Genomic DNA, 8,108 nt, shown 5'->3' with positions numbered 1-8,108 from the left:
CACCAGTCTGAGCGCTTAAACCGCGCAGAACCGAATTGATCATCGCTTCCTTAGAGATGCCTCAGGCCAAGGTATCGCGCAAAGTTCCCTTATTCTGCGAGCCCTAATAGCGACGCACTTCCTGCAATGACATTCATAAGTATTAGATAGATGGTCATGCTGCCCTTTGCGGCAACAGCGAAAAGTGCTCAAACGCAAAAGACCCGCCGAGTTGGCGGGTCTTTTGCGTTTGAGCACGATGCCCCCTGCCATCAGGCAGGGGGCTGGCTGGGCCAGCTTACTTGCTGGCGCGCTTGCGCTCGTTCTCTTTCAGGTACTTCTTGCGGATACGGATGTGCAGCGGAGTGACTTCCACCAGCTCATCGGAATCCAGGAACTCGATCGCCTGTTCCAGGGTGAAGCGAATCGGCGGCGTCAGCACGATGTTTTCATCGTTGCCGGTAGAACGCATGTTATCGAGCTTCTTGGCCTTGGTCGGGTTCACGACCAGGTCGTTGGCGCGGTTGTGGATACCGACCAGCATGCCTTCATAGACTTCGGTACCGTGACCGATGATCAGCTTGCCACGTTCCTGCAGGGTGTACAGGGCGTAGGACAGCGCCTTGCCCGGCACCATGGAGATCATGACGCCGTTGCGACGCTCGACGCCTGCGCCTTCCTTCAGATCACCGTAGTGATCGAAGCGGCTGGTCAGGATGCCGGTACCGGAGGTCAGGGTCAGGAACTGACCACGGAAGCCGATCAGACCGCGAGACGGGATGATGAAGTCCAGACGCACACGACCCTTGCCATCCGGGTTCATGTTGGTCAGCTCGCCCTTGCGGTAGCCCAGCTCTTCCATGATGGAGCCCTGGTGCTGCTCTTCACAGTCGATGATGACTTCTTCGTACGGCTCCTGCTTCTTGCCGTCGATTTCCTTGATGATCACTTCCGGACGGCCCACGGCCAGCTCGAAGCCTTCACGACGCATGGATTCGATCAGAACGGAGAGGTGAAGCTCACCACGACCGGAGACGACGAACTTCTCCGGAGTCTCGCCCTGTTCGACGCGCAGTGCGACGTTGTGGATCAGTTCCTGGTCCAGACGCTCACGGATGTTGCGGCTGGTGACGAACTTGCCGTCCTGACCGGCGAACGGAGAGTCATTGACCTGGAAGGTCATGGAGACGGTCGGCTCATCGACGGTCAGCGGCGGCAGCGCCTCGACAGTGGCGGTGTCGCAGATGGTGTCGGAGATCGCGAGGTTCTCGATACCGGTGATGCAGACGATGTCGCCGGCAGTCGCCTTGTCGGTCTGCACGCGGTCCAGACCCATGTGAGTCATGACCTGGCCGATCTTGCCCTTACGGACAGCGCCTTCCTTGGTGATGATGGAAACCTGCTGACCCGGGCTGACGGCGCCGCGCTTGATGCGACCCAGACCGATGACGCCGACGTAGCTGTTGTAGTCCAGTGCGGAGATCTGCATCTGGAACGGACCGTCCAGCTCGACCTTCGGCGGCTCGACGATGTCGACGATGGACTGGAACATCGGGTCCATGGTGTCTTTCAGGTCTTCCGGATCCATACCGGCAATGCCGTTGAGGGCAGAGCAGTAGATGATCGGGAAGTCGAGCTGCTCGTCAGTCGCGCCCAGGTTGTCGAACAGATCGAAGATCTGGTCAACGACCCAGTCAGGACGAGAGCCCGGACGGTCGATCTTGTTGACGACGACGATCGGCTTCAGGCCCTGGGCGAATGCCTTCTGGGTCACGAAGCGAGTCTGCGGCATCGGGCCATCGACGGCATCGACCAGCAGCAGCACGGAATCGACCATGGACATCACGCGCTCGACTTCGCCACCGAAGTCAGCGTGCCCAGGGGTATCCACGATGTTGATGTGGTAGTCGTTCCACTGGATCGCGGTGTTCTTCGCGAGAATGGTGATGCCGCGCTCTTTTTCCTGGTCGTTGGAATCCATGATGCGTTCCTGACCCTCGGCCTTGCGGTCCAGGGTGCCAGACTGACTCAGGAGCTTGTCGACCAGGGTAGTTTTACCGTGGTCAACGTGGGCGATGATGGCTATGTTGCGAAGTTTCTCGATCACGACGGGAACCTGTGCGGAAAATGGGCGCTCGCGTACCGGGCGCTTGTGATTTGGGGCGCATTATAGGGGGCATGGCATGCCTCCTGCCAGCATCGTGCATTCACGAGGCGAGTCAGCGAGTGCCTTCAATTGGCCTGAAGTGCCCAAATGGTTGTCTCTCAAGTCTTTTCCGCGCCCTTGTCGCGGATGAAAAAAACTTGTGAGTCGAGGCAAACATGAGGATGAAAGAAAGAAATGACCGCAATGTGATGCTGACGTGATCATCGGGTGTGAGCGGAGAAATCCCCGGGATTCAGTGTTTTGCACCAATGTGGAGCAATGGCGTTTTTTGGTGCACTCAAATGATGAATCTGCACTGCGCGGCAAGAATTTTTGCACCTTGTCGGCCCATCTTTGGTCGGGTTTTCGTGCTGCATGCATGAAGATGGTGATGTTTTTTTTCAGCATATTCATTAACTTACTGAGATTAGCGCTGCGGCGTGCGCCATTCTGGCACGCTCGCTGCATTGTTAGAGCATCCTGTCTGATGGCTGGCATAACGACGCCGACCATGAGAGAAAAGGCTTACAAAATAGAGCAATAACCCCAGACAACGCTGACACCAACTGTAACCAGAGCCGCCGGCTCCATCGGAGAATTACCATGGCTGAGAAGACACTTGCCCTGATTGAAGAACACGAAGTCAAGTGGGTTGATCTGCGCTTCACCGACACCAAGGGCAAGGAGCAGCACGTCTCCATCCCGGCGCGTACAGTGGATGAGGAATTCTTCGAGAACGGCCAGATGTTCGATGGTTCCTCCATCGAAGGTTGGAAGGGCATCAACGAATCCGACATGATCCTGATGCCGGACGACGGCACTGCCTTCCTCGACCCGTTCACCGAAGACACCACCCTGGTGCTGCGCTGTGACGTCATCGAGCCGGCCACCATGCAGGGCTATGAGCGCGACCCGCGTTCCGTCGCCAAGCGTGCCGAGGAATTCCTGAAGTCCACCGGTCTGGGCGACACCGCCTTCTTCGGTCCGGAGCCGGAATTCTTCATCTTCGACGAAGTGCACTGGAAGAACGAGATGAACGGTTCCATGTTCAAGATCTCTTCCGAAGAAGGTGCCTGGGCGACCGATTCCACGCCGGAAGGCGGCAACTTGGGTCACCGTCCGCGTCTGAAGGGCGGCTACTTCCCGGTCCCGCCGATCGACAGCTTCCACGATATCCGTGCTGCCATGTGCAACACCCTGGAAGCCATCGGTCAGGAAGTCGAAGTTCACCACCACGAAGTGGCGAACGCCGGCCAGAACGAGATCGGTGTCAAGTTCAACACCCTGGTCAAGAAGGCCGATGAGGTTCAGGAACTCAAGTACGTGATCCACAACGTGGCTCACGCCTACGGCAAGTCCGCGACCTTCATGCCCAAGCCGCTGGTCGGTGACAACGGTTCCGGCATGCACGTTCACCAGTCCTTCTGGAAGGATGGCGACAACCAGTTCGCCGGTGACGAGTACGCGGGTCTGTCCGAAATGGCCCTCTACTACATTGGCGGCATCATCAAGCACGCTCGTGCCCTGAACGCCTTCACCAATGCGTCCACCAACTCCTACAAGCGTCTGGTGCCGGGCTTCGAAGCGCCGGTCATGCTGGCCTATTCTGCCCGCAACCGTTCCGCTTCCATCCGTATCCCGTACACCGCCAGCCCGAAAGGCAAGCGTGTCGAGGCGCGCTTCCCGGATCCGACGGCCAACCCGTACCTGGCGTTCTCCGCGATGCTGATGGCCGGTATCGACGGTATCAAGAACAAGATCCACCCGGGCGACGCGATGGACAAGAACCTCTACGACCTGCCGGCCGAAGAAGCCAAGTCTATCCCGACCGTGGCCGAGAGCCTCGAACAGGCCCTGACCGCGCTGGACGGCGATCGTGAGTTCCTGACCCAGGGCGGCGTCTTCACCGACGACATGATCGATGCCTACCTCGAGCTGAAGGGCGAAGACGTCCAGCGCCTGCGCATGGCGACTCACCCGCTCGAATTCGACATGTACTACAGCGTCTAAGTACTGCCGGGGTTGAGGCAGACATTCGCTAGTCACGCCATCTGACGGAGTGCCTTCCCGGTGAAGGCAAGCCCACGACGATGACGACAGCAGGGCCATACCGACAGGTGTGGCCCTGTTTTTCGTTGTGGCCCTGTTTTCGCTGTGGCCCTGTTTGTCATTATGGTCCTGCTTCGTTCTATCTCTTTGCTCTGATCCTTTGCTCCTTTGCTCTGCCCCTGATCCTTTTCCCTGAGATCGGCCATGCTGCTGACAGATATGCAGGGCGCGGTGGTAGCCTTGCGTGACAGTCAATGCACACAGGCATCTTGTCGAAGGCCCCAAATGCTGGCATCAACGCGGTAAGCTTTGTAACTTGTTAGCCTTGTCATCAGGCAGCAGGATCGCCTGTCGATAGACCCAACCCGCTGGAGCTGCCTGCGGCTTCTGGCCTCCCATGACTCTCTTCAGGAATCTTCGGATGTGGCCCTTCGTATCCTCCCTGCGCGTCGCGAACCCCGCGACTGACTCGCGTGCACTGCCAGCAGCGCGCCCCGAGCCACTGCAGTGCCTGCTGCTGGCAGCGACGCTGATGCTGTCGAGCCTGTCGTTCGATCTTCAGGCGGCCCAGGTCTATCGTCACGTCGATGCCAACGGCAACGTCGTCTTCAGTGATCAGCCTGCGGGCGGCAGCAAGGTGCAGCTGACGCCGCTCAGCGTGGTGCCGTCGACGGAATCCTTGCCGCCGCGACGCAGCACGCCGTCGCGCGTGACTTCTTCCTCATCCAGCGAGAGCACCCGCACCCGGGCGCCTGCGGTAGATGTGGCCTTCCGTGGCTATACCACCTTCACCATCCAGAGCCCGTCCAACGAGGAGACGCTGCAGACCGGGCAGGCGGGCAATCTGGCGGTGCGCCTGGGGATCGAGCCCAAGCTGCGCCCGGAAGACAAGGTGCGCGTGACCGTGGACGGTGCGCCGTCTCAATCCGCCATGCACAGCACCGTCTTCATGGTGCCGGCGCTGGAGCGTGGCAAGCATGTCATCCAGGCGGAGTTGCTGGATTCCACCGGCCGCGTGCGCCAGACCAGCGAGCCGAAGGTGGTCTATGTGCAGCGCGCCAGCGTCAATCTGCCTCGCAACCCCAACAACCCTGCCAATGCTGGCGGTGGCTAGCAGCGTCTGGGCGCCCTTTGCTTCGCGCGTTTCTCCTTCGCTGACAGGCCGCCTTCGGGCGGCTTTTTCGTGTCCGGACCAGTCGATGTCGGGCCGCCTGGCGGTGAAGTGAGGCAACGCGGATTCGAGCGCGATTTTCCGCCTGCACCATTTTGGTGCCAATATACGGAGCCAGAAATGGTTGCACAGCATCGGACGCCGTGTTCTCGGTGCCTGCACCAGACTGGCGCGGTTATTGCAGAACAGGGAGACGTACTGCAGATGGCGAACAAACCCATGCATCAACGACTGCTCGAACACCTGAACACTGCCGTGGTGGTGCTGGACTCACAGCTGCAGATGGTCTGGATGAATCCCGCCGCGGAGACGCTGCTGGCGGTGAGTCTGGTGCGTGTGAAGGGCAGTACGCCCGACAACATGACCGGGCTGGATGACACCCTGATCAATGTGCTGCGCAAGGCGCTGGAGGAACAGCACCCCTACACCCAGCGTGAGGCCGAGATCATCAACGCGGCCAATGAAGCGCTGACGGTGGATTTCACCGCGACGCCCATCAGCGCCAATGAACTGCTGGTCGAGATAGAACCGCGTGACCGCCTGATGCAGATCTCGCGCGAGGAAGCGCTGATCGCCCGCCAGGAGGCGGTCAAGGTGCTGACGCGTGGTCTGGCGCATGAGGTCAAGAATCCGCTCGGCGGCATTCGTGGCGCCGCCCAGCTGCTCGAACGTGACCTGCCCGAACCGCAGATGGTGGAATTCACGCGCATCATCATCGAGGAGGTGGACCGCCTGCGTGATCTGGTCGATCGCATGCTCGGGCCGAACCGGCCGCCGCTGCAGGCGCCGGTCAATGTGCATGCGGTGACCGAGCGGGTGCGGGCCTTGCTGCAGGCGGAAGGCAGCGCCATCACCTTGAGCGCCGACTACGACCCGAGCCTGCCGGAGGTGATCGGCGACGAAGGTCAGCTGATCCAGGCGGTGCTCAACATCGCGCGCAATGCCACCCAGGCCCTCAATGAGCAGCCACAGCCCGATTCACCGCAGCCTGACGCCGCCCCCTACGAGATCACGCTGCGGACCCGCGCTCGCCGGCAGTTCACGCTGGGCCATGAGCGCCACCGGCTGGTCTGCGAGCTGGCGATCATCGACAACGGCCCCGGCATTCCGGAGAGCCTGCGCGAGACGCTGTTCTACCCGATGGTCTCGGGGCGCGCCGAAGGCTCAGGGCTCGGGCTGTCGATCGCCCAGGGCATCCTGCACCAGCATCAGGGGCTGATCGAGTGTGACTCGCGCCCCGGCCATACCGAATTCCGATTACTCATTCCGCTAGCCGGCACTTCTGGAGATCACACATGAGCGAGACTGCCCGCGTCTGTATCGTCGATGACGACCGTGCCATTCGCTGGGTGCTGGAGCGCGCTCTGGCACAACCCGACCTCGAGGTGGAAACCTTCGAGCGTGCCGATCAGGCCGAAGCCAGCATCATGCGCCAGTGCCCGGATGTCCTGATCACCGATATCCGCATGCCCGGAACCGATGGTCTCGACCTGATGGCGCGCGTGTGCGAGAAATACCCGGACCTGCCCGTCATCGTGATGACGGCGCATTCCGACCTCGACAGCGCCGTGGCCTCCTATCAGGGCGGCGCCTTCGAATACCTGCCCAAGCCGTTCGATGTCGATGAAGCGCTGGCGCTGGTACGGCGCGCCGTGGCACATGCCCGTGAATCCAAGGCGCCCGCCGCCGTGCCGGAAGGGCTGACCAAGGAAATCATCGGCGAAGCGCCGGCGATGCAGGAGGTCTTTCGCGCCATCGGCCGCCTGTCACAGTCGCATATCACCGTCTTGATCAACGGCGAGTCCGGTACCGGCAAGGAGCGCGTGGCCCAGGCGCTGCATCAGCACTCGCCGCGCGCCGCCAAGCCGTTCATCGCGCTCAACATGGCCGCGATTCCCAAGGACTTGATGGAATCGGAGCTGTTCGGCCACGAGAAGGGCGCCTTCACTGGCGCCACGGCGCTGCGCCGCGGGCGCTTCGAGCAGGCCGATGGCGGCACGCTGTTCCTCGATGAGATCGGTGACATGCCCGCCGAGACCCAGACCCGCCTGCTGCGCGTGCTGGCCGATGGCGAGTTCTATCGTGTCGGTGGCATCACGCCGGTCAAGGTCGACGTGCGCATCATCGCCGCGACGCACCAGCACCTGGAAAAGCTGGTCGAGGATGGGCGTTTCCGTGAGGATCTCTTCCATCGCCTCAACGTGATTCGCGTGCACCTGCCGCGCCTGTCGGAGCGTCGCGAAGACATTCCGCGCCTGATGAGCCACTTCCTGGGCGAGGCCGCGCGTGAGCTGTCGACTGAGCCCAAGGTGCTGACGGAGGCCGCGGAGAAACACCTGACGCGCTTCGACTGGCCGGGCAACGTGCGCCAGCTCGAGAACACCTGTCGCTGGCTGACGGTGATGGCCTCGGGGCGTGAAGTGATGATCGAGGACCTGCCGCCGGAGCTGCGCGATGCCAGCGGCACCGAGGCGGCCTCCGGCGATTGGCGTGGTGCCTTCCGCGAGTGGGCGGACCGCGCACTCGCCGCCGGCCACACCCATCTGCTGGAAGAGGCGGTGCCCGACTTCGAGCGCATCCTGATCGAGACGGCTCTCAAGCATACCGGTGGCCGCAAGGGCGAAGCCGCCGAGCTGCTGGGCTGGGGCCGCAACACCCTGACCCGCAAGCTCAAGGTGCTGCTGCCGGCGCTGGCCGAGGACTGAGGACAGCCTGAGCAGGTTTGGGGATAGCCTTGGCGAGCTGAGTATGGCCTGAGCGGGC

Annotated in this window: 5 protein-coding genes; 4 read left to right on the top strand and 1 reads right to left on the bottom strand. The window is 61.4% G+C overall.

The features are described 5' to 3' along the window. Nucleotides 1-277 precede the first annotated feature (277 nt). A complete protein-coding gene (gene typA, locus QD208_RS16195) occupies nt 278-2,086 on the bottom strand; it encodes a translational GTPase TypA (protein WP_043335760.1) in 1,809 nt (602 codons plus the stop codon). 642 nt (nt 2,087-2,728) lie between these two features. Here typA and glnA point away from each other — a divergent pair. From glnA to glnG, 4 genes are all read left to right on the top strand, one after another. Continuing rightward, nucleotides 2,729-4,135, top strand: a complete 1,407-nt coding sequence (gene glnA / locus QD208_RS16190; protein WP_043335758.1) for a glutamate--ammonia ligase — start codon at nt 2,729-2,731, stop codon at nt 4,133-4,135. Nucleotides 4,136-4,595: 460 nt separating this feature from the next. Then, the gene (locus tag QD208_RS16185) at nt 4,596-5,288 is read left to right on the top strand and encodes a DUF4124 domain-containing protein (protein WP_279837431.1); all 693 of its coding nucleotides are present in this window, start codon (nt 4,596-4,598) and stop codon (nt 5,286-5,288) included. A 261-nt stretch (nt 5,289-5,549) separates the two neighbouring features. After that, nucleotides 5,550-6,644, top strand: a complete 1,095-nt coding sequence (gene glnL / locus QD208_RS16180; RefSeq protein ID WP_264158090.1) for a nitrogen regulation protein NR(II) — start codon at nt 5,550-5,552, stop codon at nt 6,642-6,644. Continuing rightward, the gene (glnG, locus tag QD208_RS16175) at nt 6,641-8,050 is read left to right on the top strand and encodes a nitrogen regulation protein NR(I) (protein WP_279837430.1); all 1,410 of its coding nucleotides are present in this window, start codon (nt 6,641-6,643) and stop codon (nt 8,048-8,050) included. Before glnL ends, glnG begins: the two co-directional genes overlap by 4 nt. The last annotated feature ends 58 nt before the right edge of the window (nt 8,051-8,108 follow it).

The sequence above is a fragment of the Cobetia sp. 29-18-1 genome (genome assembly GCF_029846405.1).
In the GTDB taxonomy this organism is placed as follows: Bacteria; Pseudomonadota; Gammaproteobacteria; order Pseudomonadales; family Halomonadaceae; genus Cobetia; species Cobetia amphilecti.
The sequence above is the reverse complement of the archived record's forward strand: the minus strand, read 5'-3'. Positions and strand labels throughout refer to the sequence as shown.